Origin of the sequence: Sphaerimonospora thailandensis (genome assembly GCF_016863115.1) — a bacterium.
Classification (GTDB): Bacteria; Actinomycetota; Actinomycetes; order Streptosporangiales; family Streptosporangiaceae; genus Sphaerimonospora; species Sphaerimonospora cavernae.
This window is the reverse complement of the sequence record NZ_BOOG01000004.1, coordinates 15,980-33,435: the sequence shown is the minus strand read 5'-3', so window position 1 is coordinate 33,435 and position 17,456 is coordinate 15,980. Positions and strand designations below refer to the sequence as shown.

At 69.5% G+C, this 17,456-nt stretch carries 7 protein-coding genes; all 7 read left to right on the top strand.

The window, feature by feature from the left end:
* Positions 1–38 precede the first annotated feature (38 nt).
* The 7 genes from drmD (at position 39) to Mth01_RS01305 (ending at position 17,446) form a co-directional block, all read left to right on the top strand.
* Entirely contained in the window at positions 39–3,173 is a 3,135-nt protein-coding gene (gene drmD / locus Mth01_RS01335) for a DISARM system SNF2-like helicase DrmD (protein WP_204009958.1), read from the top strand.
* Entirely contained in the window at positions 3,170–7,306 is a 4,137-nt protein-coding gene (locus tag Mth01_RS01330) for an Eco57I restriction-modification methylase domain-containing protein (protein ID WP_204009956.1), read from the top strand. Before drmD ends, Mth01_RS01330 begins: the two co-directional genes overlap by 4 nt.
* A 167-nt stretch (positions 7,307–7,473) precedes the next feature.
* Positions 7,474–8,622, top strand: a complete 1,149-nt coding sequence (locus Mth01_RS01325) for an AAA family ATPase (protein WP_204009953.1) — start codon at positions 7,474–7,476, stop codon at positions 8,620–8,622.
* A 394-nt stretch (positions 8,623–9,016) separates the two neighbouring features.
* Positions 9,017–12,829 carry a DISARM system helicase DrmA gene (gene drmA, locus Mth01_RS01320; protein WP_204009951.1) on the top strand — a complete coding sequence of 1,271 codons (3,813 nt, stop codon included), beginning with the start codon at positions 9,017–9,019 and terminating at the stop codon, positions 12,827–12,829.
* Positions 12,829–14,727 carry a DUF1998 domain-containing protein gene (gene drmB / locus Mth01_RS01315; protein WP_204009949.1) on the top strand — a complete coding sequence of 633 codons (1,899 nt, stop codon included), beginning with the start codon at positions 12,829–12,831 and terminating at the stop codon, positions 14,725–14,727. The genes drmA and drmB overlap by 1 nt, the downstream gene beginning before the upstream one ends.
* Positions 14,724–15,548: a DISARM system phospholipase D-like protein DrmC gene (gene drmC / locus Mth01_RS01310; protein WP_204009946.1), complete on the top strand. Its 825-nt coding sequence runs from the start codon at positions 14,724–14,726 to the stop codon at positions 15,546–15,548. Before drmB ends, drmC begins: the two co-directional genes overlap by 4 nt.
* 50 nt (positions 15,549–15,598) lie before the next feature.
* Positions 15,599–17,446, top strand: coding sequence for an N-6 DNA methylase (locus Mth01_RS01305; protein WP_239089037.1), 1,848 nt, complete (start codon positions 15,599–15,601; stop codon positions 17,444–17,446).
* Positions 17,447–17,456: the final 10 nt, after the last annotated feature.

Below are 17,456 nucleotides of genomic sequence, written 5' to 3'. Positions count from 1 at the left end.
GCAGCCTGATCTGGATCGGGCCCTTGGCGAGGAGCTGAATGGTGACGAGCGTGACGTCGGAGAAGCCGACCATCGGGGCGCTGGTCGCCGTCCGTGGTCAGCGGTGGGTGGTCAGCGAGGTCGAGGCCGGCGAGAGCAGCAGCCTGGTGAGCCTGCAGAGCGTCGAGGACGGACGTTACGGCCACACTCTCGAGGTCATCTGGGAGGCCGAGCCCGGCAGGCGCATCCTGCCGAGCGGCTCGCTGCCGGAAGTGACGGACTTCGACCCGCCTGCGCGTCTCGCGGCCTTTCTTGACGCGATCCGCTGGTCGGCGGTCACCTCGGCGGACGTCAGGACGCTGCAGGCGCCGTTCCGCTCCGGCGTCGCCATCGAGGACTACCAGCTTGAGCCGGTCGCCCGGGCGGTCGACGCGCCTCGGGTGAACCTCCTGCTCGCCGACGACGTCGGCCTGGGAAAGACCATCGAAGCGGGCCTGGTCGCCCAGGAGCTGCTGCTCAGGCACCGGGCCAGACGCATCATGATCGTGTGTCCGGCGGGGCTCACGCTCAAGTGGAAGGACGAGATGGCCGAGAAGTTCGGCCTCGACTTCACGATCATCGACGCCGAACGCTGCGCGGTCGTCCGCCGCAGCCACGGAAGCGCGGCCAATCCCTTCGAGGTCTACCCGCTGACCATCGTCAGCCTGCCCTGGTTGCGGGGGCAGAAGGCGCAGCGGCTCCTCGACGAGGTGCTCGACCCGTCCGGAGACAGGCGCGAGTTCGACCTGCTCATCCTCGATGAGGCGCACCATGTCGCCCCGGCCGCGCCCAAGCAGGTCTACGCGGTCGACTCCCAGCAGACCAAGCTCATCCGTCGGCTCGCACCGCACTTCACCCACCGGCTCTTCCTGTCGGCCACGCCGCACAACGGCTACCAGGCGTCGTTCACGGCACTGCTGGAGACGCTCGACGACCAGCGGTTCGCCCGGGGTGTCGACCCCGACGCGGCCGCGGTGACGGACACCGTCGTCCGGCGGCTCAAGCGTGACATCGTCAACGGCGACGGCTCCAAGCGGTTCAAGGAACGCGGCGCACGGGCCATCCCGGTGCTCTATCCCCAGGACGAGCGGGAGATCCACGAACTGCTCAAGCAGTTCGCCGCGGCCCGCAAGAAGCGCCTCACCAGGACCAAGGGACGCAGGGCCGCCGACCTCGTCACCCTGCTGCTGAAGAAGCGGCTCTTCTCCAGCCCGGCGGCCTTCCTCCACACCGTCGGCGTCTACCTCGACACGGTCAGCGCCAAAGCGGCGGCCGTGTCCGCCGTGGCCGCCATGGCCGACGAATCAGACGAGGTTCCCGAGTGGGTCGAGGAGTTCGCCGACTACACCGCCACCCTCGACGACGAGTCCCTCGCGGAGGCCGAGGACGACGCGGTCAACCGGGCGCATCCCCTCCAGGAGGGCGCCACGGAGCAGGAGATCGAGCTGCTGGAGAAGATGCGGCGCTGGGCGCAGAAGCACGCCGTGCGGCCGGACGCCAAGGCCCAGGAGCTCATCAACTACCTGAAGGCCGTCTGCCGGCCCGACCGGCACTGGACCAACGAGCGCGTCGTGGTCTTCACCGAATATCGCGACACCCAGACCTGGCTGGCCGACCTCCTCCATCAGGAGGGCCTCGGCGGCGACCGCCTCGCCCTCCTCCACGGGGGCATGGCCGCCGATGATCGCGAGCACGTACGGCAGGCCTTCCAGAAGGACCCCACAGAGTACGAGGTGCGGATCCTGCTCGCCACCGACGCGGCCGGCGAAGGCATCGACCTGCAGAACCACTGCCACCGGCTGATCAACTACGACATCCCGTTCAACCCCAACAAACTTGAGCAGCGCATCGGCCGGGTCGACCGGTACGGCCAGCAGCACACCCCGGACATCCGGCACTTCGTCGGCACCGGCTGGGACACGGCCGTCGACTCCTACGAGGCCGACCTGGAGTTCCTCGCCCGGATCGCCGAGAAGGTCGCCCAGCAGCAGAAGGACCTGGGCCCGGTCAACGTCGTCATCTCCGAGCGCGTCCAGCGCCGGATGCTCGGCGAGGACGTCGGCATCGACGACATCGACCGGGTCGCGCCCAAGGAGGACGTCCCGGTCGAGGCCAACGTCGGTGAGCAGGTCAGGAAGCTGCGGGCCAACCTCGACGAGACGATCAGCGAGCTGAGGATCACCCCGCGGAGCGTCAAGCGGGTCGTGGACACCGCGCTGGATCTCGCCCGCCAGCAGCCGCTGAAGCCGCACCTGGATGAGAGGCACCTCACCGAGGGGCTCTTCGAGGTCCCTCCGCTGACCGGCTCGTGGGAACGGGCGGCCGCCGGGCTCCTCGAGAAGATCTCCAAGGTCGGCGAGCCGCCCCGGCAGCGTCCGATCACGTTCGACCCCGCGGTGGTCGGGGAGCTGCGCGACGACGTCGTGCTGGCCCATCTCAACCACCCGCTGGTCGCCATGTCGACCCGGCTGCTGCGCGCCGCCGTGTCGAACCCGGACATCGGCCTGCACCGGGTGACCGCCGTGGTCAGCGACGACCCCGCACTGGAGACGACGCTCATCGGCGCCTACGCGCGGTACGTCCTCGTCGGCGGCGACGGCGTCCGGCTGCACGAGGAGGTGCTTTACGCCGGGGGCTGGGCGCAGCAGAGCGGCCGGTTCCGCAGGCTCGACACCCTGGGCACGCTCCGCGGCATCCTCGACCGGGCCCTCACCCAGGGGCTGCCCGCCTCCCCGCACCTCCACCGGCACTTGGCCGACAGCTGGCAGAGGATGCGGCCCGGCCTCATCGACGCCATCGACGCCCGGGTGAAGACCCGCCGCGAGTCGCTGGAGAACCTGCTCGCCAAGCGGCAGGAGGCCGAGCAGAGCCGCATCGCCGCCAACCTCGACCGGTTCGCGGCCACGCTGCGCGCCAAGCTCGCCGAGAACGCAGAAGACGACGCGCTGTTCAGCCGCATCGAGGCCACCAAGGACGAGCAGGAGCTCAAGCAGTACCGGCGCGACCGTGAATCCTGGCGGGCGCGCCTCGACCGGCTGTCCGAGGAGCGCCGGCGGGAGCAGGAGGCCATCGCGGCCCGCTACCGCGACCCCCAGGAGCACATCTTCCCCGTAGCCGTGATCTTCGTCGTCCCCAGGCAGGAGGCCTCCCGATGAGCAGCCAGGCGACCGGCCGGCGCAAGCAGCCCGACGCGAACCGCGTGCACCAGGACTGGCTGAGTCTCGTCGAGGTGTCCGGGCCGTTCCTGTCGCTCCCGGTCCTGCGCCGCACCTGGCCGTCGCTCGATCCGCTCGACAGGGAGGCCCGCGAGCGGCTGCGCCTCGAACACGGGACGTGGCAGGCCGGGGGCCTCGTCGACGACTGGATCCTGTACGGCCTGCGCGACCTGCTCGGCTGGCAGGACGCGCTGCACATCCGCGGCCTCGACGCGCTGGCCGTCGACGTGCCGCAGCACGACACCCAGCTCGTCCCCGACTTCGCCCTGGTCGACCCCAGCGAGTCGGGTGAAGAGATCAAGCCGGACAGCGTACGGCTGATCGGCATGATCTGCGAAGGCCGGCCGACGGCCCGGATCAAGGGGGACGCCTGGGCCGCCACCCCGGCCGACCGGCTGGCCCAGCTCTGCCGGCACCACGGCGTCGAGCTCGGCCTGGTCACCGACGGCCGTTGGTGGACCCTCATCTGGGCACCCCGGGGCGGCGTCACCACGACCGCCGTCTTCGACGCCATCTCGTGGCCGGAGGCGGCCGAGCGCGACGTGGTCCGGGCGTTCGTCTCGCTGCTCAAGCGCGCCCGCTTCTTCTCCGTGCCCGAAGAGGAGACGCCGCCCGCGCTGCTGCGGGCCAGCCTGGACAGCCAGGAGGACATCACCGAGGCGCTGGGCGTCCAGGTGCGTCAGGCCGTCGAGCTGCTCGTCGCCGCCATCGGCCGCGCCGACGCCCGTGACCGCGCGGCCGGCGGTGCGGGCATCGGCGACGTCGCCGCGCACGAGGTCTACCGCGGCGCGGTCACCGTCATGATGCGGATCGTGTTCCTGCTCTTCGCCGAGGAACGCGGTCTGCTGCCTGCCGACAACGAGCTCTACGCCGCCGCCTACTCCGCCGGGGGCCTGTGCGCCGAGCTGGAGCAGATGGTCATCGAAGGCAGCGAGAACGACCTGGAGCAGACCCAGGCCGCCTGGCACCGGCTGCTCGCGCTCTTCAACGTGGTCTACGCGGGCGTCGACCACCCCCGCCTGAGGATGCACGCCCACGACGGCTCGATGTTCGACCCCGACGTCCACGCCTGGCTGCCGCTCTCCATCGACGACCGGACCGTGCTGCACATGCTCAAGGCCGTGCAGTACGTCCAGATCGGCTCGGGCAGGGCCCGCGAGCGGCGCAGGCTGAGCTTCCGCGCCCTGGACGTCGAGCAGATCGGGTACGTCTACGAGGGCCTGCTCTCCTTCGACGGACACCGGGCGACCGACACCGTGGTCGGCCTCGTCGGCAAGCCCGGCCTGGAGGAGGAGGTCGAGCTCACCCACCTGGAACGGCTCGCCGCCTCGGCCGGGGCCTCAGCGGGGGCCTCAGCGGGGAACGGCCTCGCGGCGAAGCTGGCCGAGCTGTACAAGCCCTCCGGCATCGGTACGGCCGCCGCCATCGCGAAGCGGCTCGCCCCGATGGCTGAGGCGGGCAGGGCCGAGGCGGACAGCGACGCGGCGCTCCGGAAGCTGCTGGCCGTGACCGGCGGCGACCGCGACCTGGCCGAGCGGCTGCTGCCGTTCTACGGGATCATCCGCTTCGACCTGCGCGAGCTGCCCATGGTCATCCTGCCCGGCGCGCTGTACGTCACGGAGTCGGCGCTGCGCAAGAACACCGGCACCCACTACACCCCGCGGTTCCTCGCCGAGCAGGTCGTGGAGGGAGCGCTGGAGCCGCTGGTCTACCGGGTCGGGCCGCTCCAGACGGCGGACCGCTCCCAGTGGCAGCCGAAGTCGAGCGCGGAGATCCTGCGGCTCAAGGTCGCCGACATCGCCATGGGCTCGGCCGCCTTCCTGGTCGCCGCAGCTCGGTATCTCGCCCGCCATCTCGTCGAGGCCTGGTCACGCGAAGGCGACGAGCGGGCGGCGGCCTACCTGGCCGGCGACGCGGCCGCGGCCCGTACGGCCGACACCGACCAGGACCCGGTGGTCGTCGAGGCGACCCGGCAGATCATCGAGCGCTGTCTCTATGGCGCGGACATCAACCCGATGGCGGTCGAGATGGCCAAGCTGTCGCTCTGGCTCGTCTCGATGGACAACGAACGCCCGTTCACGTTCCTTGACGACCGGCTCGTCTGCGGTGATTCGCTGCTCGGCATCACCTCGCTCGACCAGTTCGAAGTGATGCACATGAACCCCAAGCGGGGCCGCGAGATCCACGAGAAGCGTGCCCTGCGGAACTTCGCCGTGGGCGCCCGTGACCTGGTGCGCGAGGTCGCCACCCAACGCCGTGCGCTCGCCGACATCAAGCTCGGCAAGGACCCGATGGCCGCCCTGGCGGAGAAGCGCAGCGTGCTGGCCGACGCCGAACTGAAGACGTCCCAGGCTCGGCTGTTCGCCGACCTCGCCGTGGGCGCGGCTCTTGCGTGCGCGGGCAGGGGAGACACCGGCCTGCGCGACGGCTCGATCGCCGCCGCCGACTACGTCCGCCGCATCACCGAGGGATTGGCCGGCGCCGAGGTCGAGGCCCGCGAGCAGCGCAAGGAGTGGCTGAACAAAGACCACGTGCCCGGCTCCTTCGACCGCCAGCCCATCCACTGGCCGCTCGTCTTCCCCGAGGTCTTCGAAGACGACAAGCAGAAGCGCCCCCACGGCCCCGGCTTCGACGCGGTTATCGGCAACCCACCCTTTCTTGGCGGGCAGAAGCTCACCGGCACGATGGGCGTGGCCTACCGCGAGTACCTGGTCGAGGCGATCGGGAGAGGGGCACGCGGCAGTGCCGACCTGGTGGCGTACTTCGTGTTGCGCGCGCACAACCTGCTCAATCCAGCGGGTCAGACTGGTCTGATCGCCACCAACACCCTCGCTCAGGGTGACACCCGCGAAGTAGGCCTTGACCAGCTCGTGGCAAGTGGTGTGACGATTCGCCAAGCGGTGAAGAGCAAGCCGTGGCCCTCGAAGAGCGCAGTCTTGGAGTACTGCGCCGTCTGGTCCAGCCGATCCGTGGTCAGTGAAAAGGCCGAGAGAATTGCGGACGGAGTCGCGGTTACAGCCATCACCCCGTCTCTGGATCCGGCGTCTAGGGTTGCCGGTAATCCTTACCGATTAATGGCTAACGGAGGGCGGTCGTTCCAGGGCTCGAACATCCTCGGTCTAGGTTTCACGATGAATCCCGAGGTTGCGAAGGCGATGATCGCGAGCGAATCGCGGAACGAAGAAGTGCTCTATCCATACCTGAACGGACAGGATCTGAACTCCCGGCCGGATTACTCAGGAAGTCGCTGGGTCATCAACTTTTACGATATGGAGGAGTGGCAGGCCAAGACCTATACAGAGCCGTACGATCAGGTACTGCGTCTAGTGAAGCCCGAGCGAGACAGCAACAACCGCAAGGTTCGCCGCGAACGCTGGTGGCAGTTTGCGGAACGAGCGCCGAAGCTCTACGAGGCCATCGCAGGGCTGGAGCGGGTCGTTGTGATCACGCTTGTCAGCAAGGTCGTGATGCCGGTCATGGTGCCGACCGGTCAGGTCTTCTCACACGCGCTTGGAGTGTTCGCGACGGATGACACGGCGGTGCTGGCGCTGCTGTCGAGTGCGCCGCATTACTGGTGGGCGCGTGCGCGGGCGTCTTCGATGAAGGCCGATCTTCGGTACACGCCCTCGGATGTGTTCGAGACGCTTTCGCTGCCGGAGCTGACGCAGGGGATGCGGGAGCTGGGGGAGCGGCTGGACAGGTTCCGGCGGGAGCTCATGCTGTCGCGGGAGGCGGGGCTCACCGCGACCTACAACATGGTCAACGATCCGGCGAACACCGACGAGGACATCGTCACGCTACGCGCGATCCACAAGGCGATCGATGAGGCGGTCTGCCGGGCCTATGGCTGGGACGATCTGATCGACGAACTCGACCACGGCCATCATCCCGTCGGGCGCGAGATCCGCTACACGGTCGGCCCTGCCGTGCAACGCGAGCTTGTCGACCGGCTCCTTGAGCTCAACCACGAGCGCTACGCCGAAGAGGTCGCGAAGGGCCTCCACGACAAGCCCGGCAAGAAGGCCGGCCGTGGGAAGCCGAAGGCCGGCGACGAGAAAGGCACCCTGTGGTGATGAGGCGCCATCCCGACTACTCGCTTCCACGCTTCGGAACTGGGCTCACAGACGCTGGGCCGACCCGGCAACGCTTGCTCCCGGCACTGGCCGGCCGGGCGTCAGCAGCGGATTGGCGTAGGTGAGCGGTGTGCCGGTGCGAAGATCGGGGGGAGGGAGGTGTGGTCGTGGAGAAACGGCTGATCAAGCTTGAGGTGGAGAACTTCCGTAGCCTGCGGAAGATCTCCCTGCCGTTGGGTCCGGTGAACGTGCTCGTCGGGCCCAACGGCGCCGGCAAGACCAACGTGCTCGAGGTCTTCCGCTTCCTCGCGGACATGGTCCAGACCGACCTTGTGCCGGCGTTGGAAGAGCGGGGCGGGCTCGACGAGATTCTGTTCAGAGGCGGAGACAGGACCCCTGGCTATTTCCGGATCGGACTGGTGGCGGCATGGACCGAGGCAAGCTCTCTCGACACACCTGATGAATATTCCCTGAAGGTCAGTTTGGAGAGCGCTAACGGACAGCCCTTCCTGGTCCGGGATGAGCGATTTCGATTTCCGAACCCGCCAGGTTGGCAGCAGATCGTCGTCAGCAACAACATGGTGGAGATATTCACGGCCACCTCGCCTGATCTGATCCCGCCGAACACCGGTGTGCGTGCGACCGGGATCAGCAGTGTCAGCAGCGGGTTGTCCACCCTTCCCCGTCTTTCGGATGAGGCCGGCGCGCGGGAGGTGCGTGCGCTGGCCGAACAGCTCAGCGCATTCAGGGTCTTCGATGTGAGCGTCGACGCCGCCCGTCGTCCGTCGAAGGTTCCCCGGAACGGCCGCGAGGTCCTCAACGACAATGCCGCGAACCTGGCGGCGTTCCTGCTGGCCCTCCACCGCAGCGACGAGAAATCGTGGCAGCGGCTGGAAGCAGACGCCAAGGCCGCCCTGCCCCAGCTCGACGCCATCGAATTCGACTATCCCTCCGGGCCGGCCCGTGAGGTGGTCGTTGCGCTGCGCGAGCGCGGGCTGCGCCGGACAACCCAGTTGGCCGACGCCTCCTATGGCACGATCCGGCTCCTCGGCCTGCTCGCGCTGCTCTACGATCCCCACCCGCCAGCGCTCACCTGTGTCGAGGAGATCGATCACGGTCTCCATCCGCAAGCTCTCGAACTGCTCGTAGCGCGGATCCGCGAGGCGAGCGAGCGCACGCAGTTCCTCATCGCCACGCATTCCCCGACTCTGGCCGACCGGTTGAGGCCAGAAGAACTGATCGTCTGCGAACGACAAGATGATGGTTCGTCGAGCATCCGTAAGTATTCAGGCCGAGCGCATTGTGGCGTCGAGTAACCACCATGTGTCATCTCCGCCCCAGCCCCGCTGATCCGCTCAGCGGGCTCCTTCAGAAGATCAAATGCATCGACAATCAATCGATCATGACGTTGTTGCTGCGAAACCCGCGTTTTTCCAGCAATAACGTCATGATCGATGGCGGAGTCGCACTCCTGAGGGTGCAACGCCTCCGGCAAAACGCACAAACCGGAACGATCTGCAGCGGGTCCACTGATCGGGGACACCCGCGCGCGATCACACATGGTAAGCATTCGACGCCGGAATGTGCTTGGGTTGAATACTTACGAGCATTCCTGTCGGCGGGATTGACCGATCGTGGACTCAACTCTGTGACGATGCCGAGCTTTGCTGCTCCGAGCATATTTCGACGTGAACGAGGTGGAGCGTAACAATGAATGAGCAGGAGGATCTGTTTCCCGAGTTGGGGGACAGGCAGCAGGCTCTGGACCTGACCGGCTCGGGGTCCGCGAAGCCGGCGGAGGCCGTACCGGCCGTGCTGGAAAAGGCCGTCCCCCCGTTGGACGCGCCGCAGGTGTTCGGGGAGGCGTCGTCGCATGAGGTGCGGGACGAGTTCCAGGAGTTCGTCTGCCGTGACCTGCTCGGGCCGTGGGACGGTGACCTGGAGGAGTTCCCGCCGCGGGCGATGGGACCGCGCGAGCGTTACCTCGTGGGCATGCTCGGCCCGAAGCATTCGCCGACCTCCTCCCGGGATCAGGCCGACGAGGTGCCCGACACCGAGACCGGTGTCCACGGCGACGCCGCCGAGGCCGATCCGGCCGACGTGCTCACGTCGCAGAACCTCGGGCGGTTATGGGCCTCCTCGATGGGGTTGTCCTTCGCCGTGCCCGCCGACGTCGACGTGATCGCCGTCACCGCCGCGTGGGGCCGGTACGGCAAGAGCGAGATCGAGCGTGAGGACGGCAGGACGGTCCGGACCTGGTCACGGGAGCCGGTGGCGTACGCCAGGGAGGTCCGGCTCGACCGGGAGTCGAACTACCGGATCCCGCTCACCGGCACCGCAATTGATGCCCCCGGCGTGCTGCTCGCGGTGGCCGTACGGCCCCGGGACGGACACCGGGTGGTGGAGCTGTCGCTGATCAACACGCAGCGGGAGCCGGAGAGCAACAAGGACACGGCGTGGCTCTTCCAGACCGAGCTGCTGGTCAGGGCGCTTGACGGGCACGCGGCGATCTTCCTGCCGATCGACGATCCCCTCGACGGCGACGGGGGAGCGGGATACGACGACGAGGACGCCCACCTGCGGCTCCTCTACCGGAACGAGCGGCGGTACGCCTCCGGGCGCAACGTCGCGGTGCACGCCGTCATCCGTGACAACGAACGGCGTGCCCACGAGCTGCGAACGACCTGGCTGCCGGTCTACGACGTGCCCGCGACCATCGCGCCCACTACCGGGCTCGGCGACATGGAGCTGTCGATGGACGCCCTGGCGGAGGCCGCCGAGGCCGACGCCGAGAGGCTGCGTGCCGGGCTGGCGCCGCTGGCCGACGGCTACTCGGCCTGGCTGGACAAGCGCGCGGCCGAGATCCCGACGCTGCCGGCGGCGCTGCGTGCCACGGCCGAGAGCGCCGTGTTCAAGGCACGCCGCGCGGCCGATCGCATCCGTGCCGGGATCGACCTGCTGCTCTCCGACGGGGACGCGCTCAAGGCGTTCCGGTTCGCCAACGAGGCGATGGCGCTGCAGCGGCGGCACACCGCGATCGCCAAACTCCGGCAGGAGCGGGGCCTCACCTTCGAGGCCGCGTCCGAGGTCGTCGCGCAGGAGGGGGCGAAAGCCGCGTCCTGGCGTCCGTTCCAGTTGGCGTTCGTGCTGCTCAACCTGCCGTCGCTGACCGATCCCGCACACCCCGAACGGGCGGCCGACCACACCGCCACCACCGACCTGCTGTTCTTCCCGACCGGTGGCGGCAAGACCGAGGCATATCTCGGGCTGACCGCGTACACCTTCGCGATCAGGCGACTGCAGAAGGTGGTGGGCACGGCCGAGCAGGCGCGCAGCGGCCTGGACGGCGTGGCCGTTCTCATGCGCTACACCCTGCGGCTGCTCACCGCCCAGCAGTTCCAGCGGGCCGCGGCCCTGGTGTGCGCCGCCGAGATGCTCCGTCGGCGTGACGAGGAGACCTGGGGCGGCACGCCGTTCCGCATCGGGCTCTGGGTCGGCAGTGCCGTCTCCCCGAACTGGTTCGAGGGCGCGGCCAAGGAGGTGAGCGACGCGCGGGCGGCCCCCGAGGGCAAGCGGCCGAACGTCCTGCAGACCCTGTCCTGCCCGTGGTGCGGGCAGACGCTGCGCGGGCACGAGGACCTGCAGATCGACGACGACCGCCGCCGCGTCGTGCTCTACTGCGCCAACGGTGAGGGGCTGAACGCCTGCCCGTTCTCCCGCAGGATGTCCCCCGGCGAGGGGCTGCCGATCCTCACCGTGGACGAGGAGATCTACCGCCTCACCCCGAGCCTGGTCATCGCGACCGTCGACAAGCTGGCCCAGCTTCCGTGGCGCGGGTTCGCCGGCCATCTGTTCGGCCGGGTCCGCGAATGGTGCCCACGGCACGGCTACCGGCACGAGGACCTGAACGCCAAGACCGGATGCACGTCCAGGCACAACGCGAAGGGCGCGCTGCCGGCCGTCCAGAGCCAGCCGGTCACCCGGCTGCGCCCGCCGGACCTGATCATCCAGGACGAGCTGCACCTCATCTCCGGCGCGCTCGGCACCACCGTCGGCCTTTTCGAGGCGGCCGTGGACGAGCTGTGCACCTGGGGAGACGGATTCGGCCCGAAGATCGTCGCCTCGACGGCGACGACCAAGCGGGCCGACGCGCAGGTGCTCGGCGTCTTCGCGCGTGAGCTGGCCATCTTCCCGCCGCAGGTCATCGACGTGGCCGACACCTTCTTCTCACGTCAGGTGCCGATCACGCCGGACAACCCCGGGCGGCGCTATCTGGGCGTCTGCGCGCACGGTGTCCGTCTCAAGTCCGCCGAGATCCGGCTCGCGGAGATCCTGCTCATCGCCGGGCAGACCGTCTTCGACAGGTACGGCAAGGCCGCCGATCCGTACATGACGCTCGTCGGCTACTTCAACGCCACCCGCGAGCTGGCCGGCATGCGCCGCTACGTCGACGACGACGTGACGACCCGCATCCGCACCCATGGGAAGCGCAAGGGCCTGTCCAACCGGCTGGCGACCCGGCTGGAGATGCTCACGGTCCAGGAGCTCACCTCGCGGATCTCCTCCACCGACATCAGCGAGGTGCTCAGGAACCTGGAGGTCGGCTTCGATCCCGAGTTCGACACCTCGAAGCGGAAGTACGACCTCAGCGCCGAACGGGCCTTCGCCTACCGGGACAAACGCCCCGAGCATCCGCTGGTCGACCAGTGGCTGGCGCGGCAGCGGCTGCCGGTCGACGTCGTCCTGGCGACCTCGATGCTCCAGGTCGGCGTCGACGTGTCCAGGTTCGGCCTCATGGTGGTGACCGGGCAGCCGAAGAACACGGCCGAGTACATCCAGGCCTCCTCCCGCGTCGGCCGTGATGCCGAACGGCCGGGGCTGGTGGTCACGCTGTACAACTGGTCCCGCCCGCGTGACCTCGCGCATTTCGAGGACTTCGAGCACTACCACGCCACCTTCTACCGTCAGGTGGAGGCGCTGTCGGTCACCCCGTACACCCGGCGGGCACTGGACCGGGGCGTCACGGCGGCCTTCGTCGCCGCGCTGCGCAACGCGGAGGAGACCTTCTCCCGCAACGCCGACGCCCACACGGTGGAGCTGGACGGCCCGGTCGCCGCACGGATCCGGGAGCGCTTCCTGGCCAGGGCCGAGGCCGTCGCGGGCGAACGCGGCCGCGACTACCTGGGCGAACGCCTCGACGTGGTGACCGACACGTGGCTCAGGATGCGCACCGGGGAGATCAGGCTGGGCTACCAGGGGAGCTCCTCCACCAAGCAGCCGCTGGCACCGCTGCTGCGGTCGGCGGGGGAGGGCGCCTGGGACACGATGACCGTCGGCCAGTCCATGCGGGAGACCGAGAACGAGATCAACCTCCTGGTTCCCCGCCTGGAGGAGATGTTCGCTCCGGCGTACGGCGCGCCCGACTGGGCCTTCACCGCCACCGATGCCGACGACGACGATGCCGACACCCCCGAAGGGGACGAGCTCGGTGAGAGCACGCTGATGACCGGAAAGGGCAAGTGATGGCGACCCGCAAGCCCGAAGGGCACCGTCGCAGGGTCGGCGCGGTCCGTCCCAGCCACCTGATGTTCACCGGCGGCGTCGGTGCGCTGGTGGACCTGCCGAACTTCTCCGTGCTGGTCAGAGGGCTGGACGACTGGGATTACCGGCCGATTCCCGACTGGGAGCCGCTGGCCGAGCCGCGGCTCCTGGCCGCCGTGCAGACCCTGCTCGGCAAGCAGGTCGAGCGGCTGCGTCCCGCTCCCTGGATGCCGGACAACGACCAGAGCGGCATGGCCGCGCGCGTGGGCGTGCCCACCATCCCCTTTCCCGCCTGGATGAGATGCACGGCCTGCAACACGCTCGCGCCCATCGAGTCGCAGGTCGTCTTCGGCTTCGAGAACCCGAAGCAGCACGCCCCGCACGAGGCCCGGTTCTTCCACAAGAACTGCCCGCGCAAGAAGTCCGGCCCGCGTCCCCTGGCGGTGGCCGCCCGTTTCGTTCTCGCGTGCCCGCAGGGCCATATGGACGACTTTCCGTACGTGCGGTTCGTGCATCGAGGGGGCGCCTGCGAGGTGGACTTCCCGCCCCTGAGCATGGACGACCGGGGCGGGAACATGGGCGCCAACGTCGAGATCAAATGTGACCGGTGCGGGATGCGGCGCAACATCACCGAGGCCATGGGCCGGCGTGGCGAACGCAGCCTCCCGGCCTGCCGTGGCCGCCATCCGCACCTGTCCACGTTCGATTCGTGCCCGCGCCCCGTGCGCGTTCTCGTCGTCGGCGCCTCCAACCAGTGGTTCGCGCAGACGCTGTCCTCGCTGTGGGTGCCGGAGATGGGGGCCGGCGTGCTGGACGCCAAGGTCGCCCAGCACTGGAACTCGCTGTACGGCATTCCCGGCCCGAACATGCTGCCCTACCTGCGCGGAGCCATACCCGCGCTCAGAGAGTTCGACAAGTGGGACGACCAGGCGGTGTGGGACGCGGTCGAGCGGCACCGCGCCAAGCTCGACGGGGTGGAGGCAGCGGCGGCCGAGGGCTATCCCGACCTGCGGACCGCCGAGTGGGAGGTGCTGTCCGCGCCCGAGCTGCCCGAGCCCGACGAGGACTTCGCGCTGCGCCGCGACCCCGAGGGAGTCCCCGAGCCGCTGCGCGGGGTCTTCGCCGACGTGGTCCAGGCCGAACGCCTCCGGGAGGTCCGCGCGCTGATCGGCTTCACCCGTTTGGACGCGCCGGACCCCGAGGACCCGGAGCTGGTGACCCGAGCCCCGCTGGCCAGAGACCGGGCGACGTGGGTGCCGGCCAGCGAGGTGCGGGGAGAGGGCATCTTCCTCAGACTGCCCGAAGATCTGCTCGCCAACTGGGAGAAGCGGGTCGAGAACACGCTCGCGTTGCGTGAACACAAGGAGGCGTACGGACGTTTCCGGACGCACCGCTACAGCGACCGCGTCCGCGGCCAGTTCGACAAGATGCAGCACTGGCCGGGAGCTCGCTTCTACGCCCTGCACACCCTGTCTCACCTGCTCATCCGCACCATCTCGCTGGAATGCGGATACAGCTCCGCCAGCCTCTCCGAACGCGTCTACGCCGGCGGCGACGACGATCCGCGCAGCGGCATCCTCATCTACACGGCGGTGCCCGACGCCGAAGGAACCCTCGGCGGCCTGGTCTCGCTGGCCGAGCCCGCGAACCTGGTACGGCTGACACGCCGGGCACTGCATGACGCGATGCACTGCTCGTCCGATCCGTTGTGCTCGGAACGCCTCCCGCAGGCGCCCGCCGACTTCCTGCACGGCGCCGCCTGCCACGTGTGCCTCTTCGTCTCGGAGACGACCTGCGAGCGGGGCAACCGGTTCCTCGACCGCCGGTTCGTGGTGCCCATCGACGACCCCGACCTCGCGCTCTATCCCGAGCTGCCATGACGTCGCGGCAGCGCTTCGAACGGGCGGCGTTAGAACGGGCGGCGTTAGAACAGACGGCGTTCGAACGGACGGCGTTCGAACGGGCGGTGGCGCAGGCCGCCGCCCAGCTCGGGCCTTCCCGGGTCCGCGCCCTCGCCCAGCGGATCGGCGACGGGTGGCCGCGGAGCGCGATCCCGGGGGCGGTGCCGGTGCCGGGTTTCGCCGAGGCGGCCCACGCGGTGCTAGAGGCGCAGGACGCGGAGAGGGTGCCCGACGCCGAGGCGGTCGCATACCTTCGCGGCGTGGCCGACGGGCACGCCCAGCACGCGCGTGAGGTCCGGGTCGAATCCGTGTGGAGCGGGCCGAGCACCCATGCCGTGCCCGTACGAACGACCGGCCAGGTGCTGGTGGATCTCGTGTCGGAGGCGGCCCATGAGCTCGTGCTGATGACCTATTCGGCCAGGCCGTACGGCCCGCTGCTGGAGGCGCTCGGCGCGGCCGTCGAGCGCGGCGTCGCGGCGATGGCGGTTGTCGAGACCCTCCAGGGCGCGGGTTCCGCCCTGGCCGGCGCCGAGCCCGCGGCGGCGTTCACGTCGGTCTCCGGTCTCGAGTTGTGGCACTGGCCGATCGGCAAACGGACGGAACAGCACGCGAAGATGCACGCGAAGCTCGCCGTGGCGGACCGGCGGGTGCTCCTGGTGTCCAGCGCCAACCTGACCCAGTCGGGCGTGGCCGGCAACATCGAGGCCGGGTTGCTCATCCACGGCGGAACGGCTCCGCAACGGGCAGCCGAGCACATCGCCGAGCTGCGCGCGAAGGGCCTGCTCGAACGCCTGCGCTAGATCTTGAAACTGTGCTGGATCTTGAAACTCTGGGGAATGGGAGAGGGCAGTTGACGCACGACGACGCCAGGGTGGCGGCGGGCGACATCGCACGCCTGGCCGGAGTGGGCCGGGCGGCCGTCAGCAACTGGCGCCGAAGGTTTCAGGACTTCCCGGAACCGGTCGCGGGCACCTCGTCGAACCCGCTGTTCTCGCTGGCCGAGGTCGAAGCGTGGCTGCGCGACCAGGGGAAGCTGGAGGAGTTGCCGGAAGACGAGCGAGTGTGGCAGCAGCTCCGCAACGCCGCGGATGATCTGCAGCTCGCTCCGCTGGTGAGCGCCATGGCGGCGTTCCTCGTCCGACCCGACCGGGACCGCGCGCTGAAGCGACCGGACGGCGCAGGGGCGGACGTGCCCGCGGCCCTGCTGGAAGCCCTGACAGGACTGGCCGCCGCACGCGGCACCGGTGACACGGTGGAGTTCCTGTTCCGCCGCTACATCGAGACCCACTCACGCCGGGTCCAGCTCGTTTCCGACGACGTCGCCGCCCTGATGGCCAGGCTGCTCGGGCCGTGTGACGCGGTGCTCGATCCCCTCTGCGGTTTCGGGACCCTGCTGCTGGCCGCCCAGCCGTACGCGAAGCGTCTCCTCGGCCAGGAACGGGACGCCGCGACGGCTCGGCTCGCCGCGGCACGCCTGGCGGTACGGGAAACCGACGCCGAAACTCGCTGCGGTGACGCGCTGCTCGCCGACGCCTTTCCCGACTGCGAGGCGGACGGCGCGTTGTGCGTTCCGCCGTTCAACGAACGGGGCTGGGGGTACGAGGAGCTGACCACCGACCCGCGCTGGCAGTACGGACTGCCGCCACGGGGCGAATCGGAGCTGGCCTGGGTGCAGCACTGCCTCGCCCGGGTGCGGCCGGGCGGCCGGGTGGTGGTGCTGATGCCTCCGGCCGCGGCCAACCGCCGTTCGGGACGTCGGATCCGGTCGCAGCTCCTGCGGACGGGGACGCTGCAGGCGGTGATCGGGCTGCCCGCCGGCTCAGCCCCGCAGTCGTCGTTGCCGCCTCACCTGTGGTTGCTGCGGCGGCCGGGGTTGCCGCGGCGCCCTGAAGACAGGGACGTCGTGCCCACGCATGTGCTGATGGCCGATGGCCCGGTCGAGGCGTTCCGCGAGGGCGTGGAGGCGGTCGGCCGCGCCGTACCGATCATGGAGCTGCTGGACGACGAGGTGGACCTCACGCCGTCGCGCCACCTGCCGAAGGCGACGGCCGTACGGGTGGAAGACCTGGACAAGGCCCGTGACGACCTCCACGAGGTGGCTTCGGCGCTGACCGGGCTGCTGCCCGCCGTGCGCCGGCAGACCAGGGACCTGACGATGACGACGCTCGGTGAGCTGGCCCGGGCGGGCGCCGTCCAGCTGGAGCAGACCCCGATGCGGATGGCGACGGAGTCGGGGGACGTGCCGCTGCTCACCGCGAAGGACGTCGTGCTGGGCCGCGGACCGACAGGTCGCGGACGGGTAGGGCAGGAGACCGTGACCGCCGGGCCCGGCGACATCGTGATCCCGGCGGTCACCCACGACGTGATGGCCCGAGTCATGACAGAAGAGGTGGTGCTCGGCCCGCACCTTTTCGTCATCCGGGTGGACCAGGAGGTGCTCGACCCGCTCTTCGTGGCCGGCTTCCTGCGTCTGTCCGCCGAGCGGGCCGCGGTCACGTCGTCGGGCACCTATCGGGTCGACGTGCGGCGCGCGAAACTGCCCCGCCTGCCGATCACGGAACAGCGACGGTACGGCGAGGCGTTTCGCCGGTTGGACGCTTTCGAAAGCGCTGTGCGCCAGACCGCCCAGATGGGTGGCCTGCTCGCGAGACAGGTCCTGCAAGGGCTCACCGACGGCGAGCTCGAACCCGCCGGTTAGCGGGCGATGA

What these genes read in the sequence shown, in the direction of transcription:
- drmB (WP_204009949.1), top strand. Translation starts at nt 12,829, where the DNA reads ATGGCGACCCGCAAGCCCGAAGGGCACCGTCGCAGGGTCGGCGCGGTC.
- drmA (WP_204009951.1), top strand. Translation starts at nt 9,017, where the DNA reads ATGAATGAGCAGGAGGATCTGTTTCCCGAGTTGGGGGACAGGCAGCAG.
- drmD (WP_204009958.1), top strand. Translation starts at nt 39, where the DNA reads ATGGTGACGAGCGTGACGTCGGAGAAGCCGACCATCGGGGCGCTGGTC.
- Mth01_RS01330 (WP_204009956.1), top strand. Translation starts at nt 3,170, where the DNA reads ATGAGCAGCCAGGCGACCGGCCGGCGCAAGCAGCCCGACGCGAACCGC.
- drmC (WP_204009946.1), top strand. Translation starts at nt 14,724, where the DNA reads ATGACGTCGCGGCAGCGCTTCGAACGGGCGGCGTTAGAACGGGCGGCG.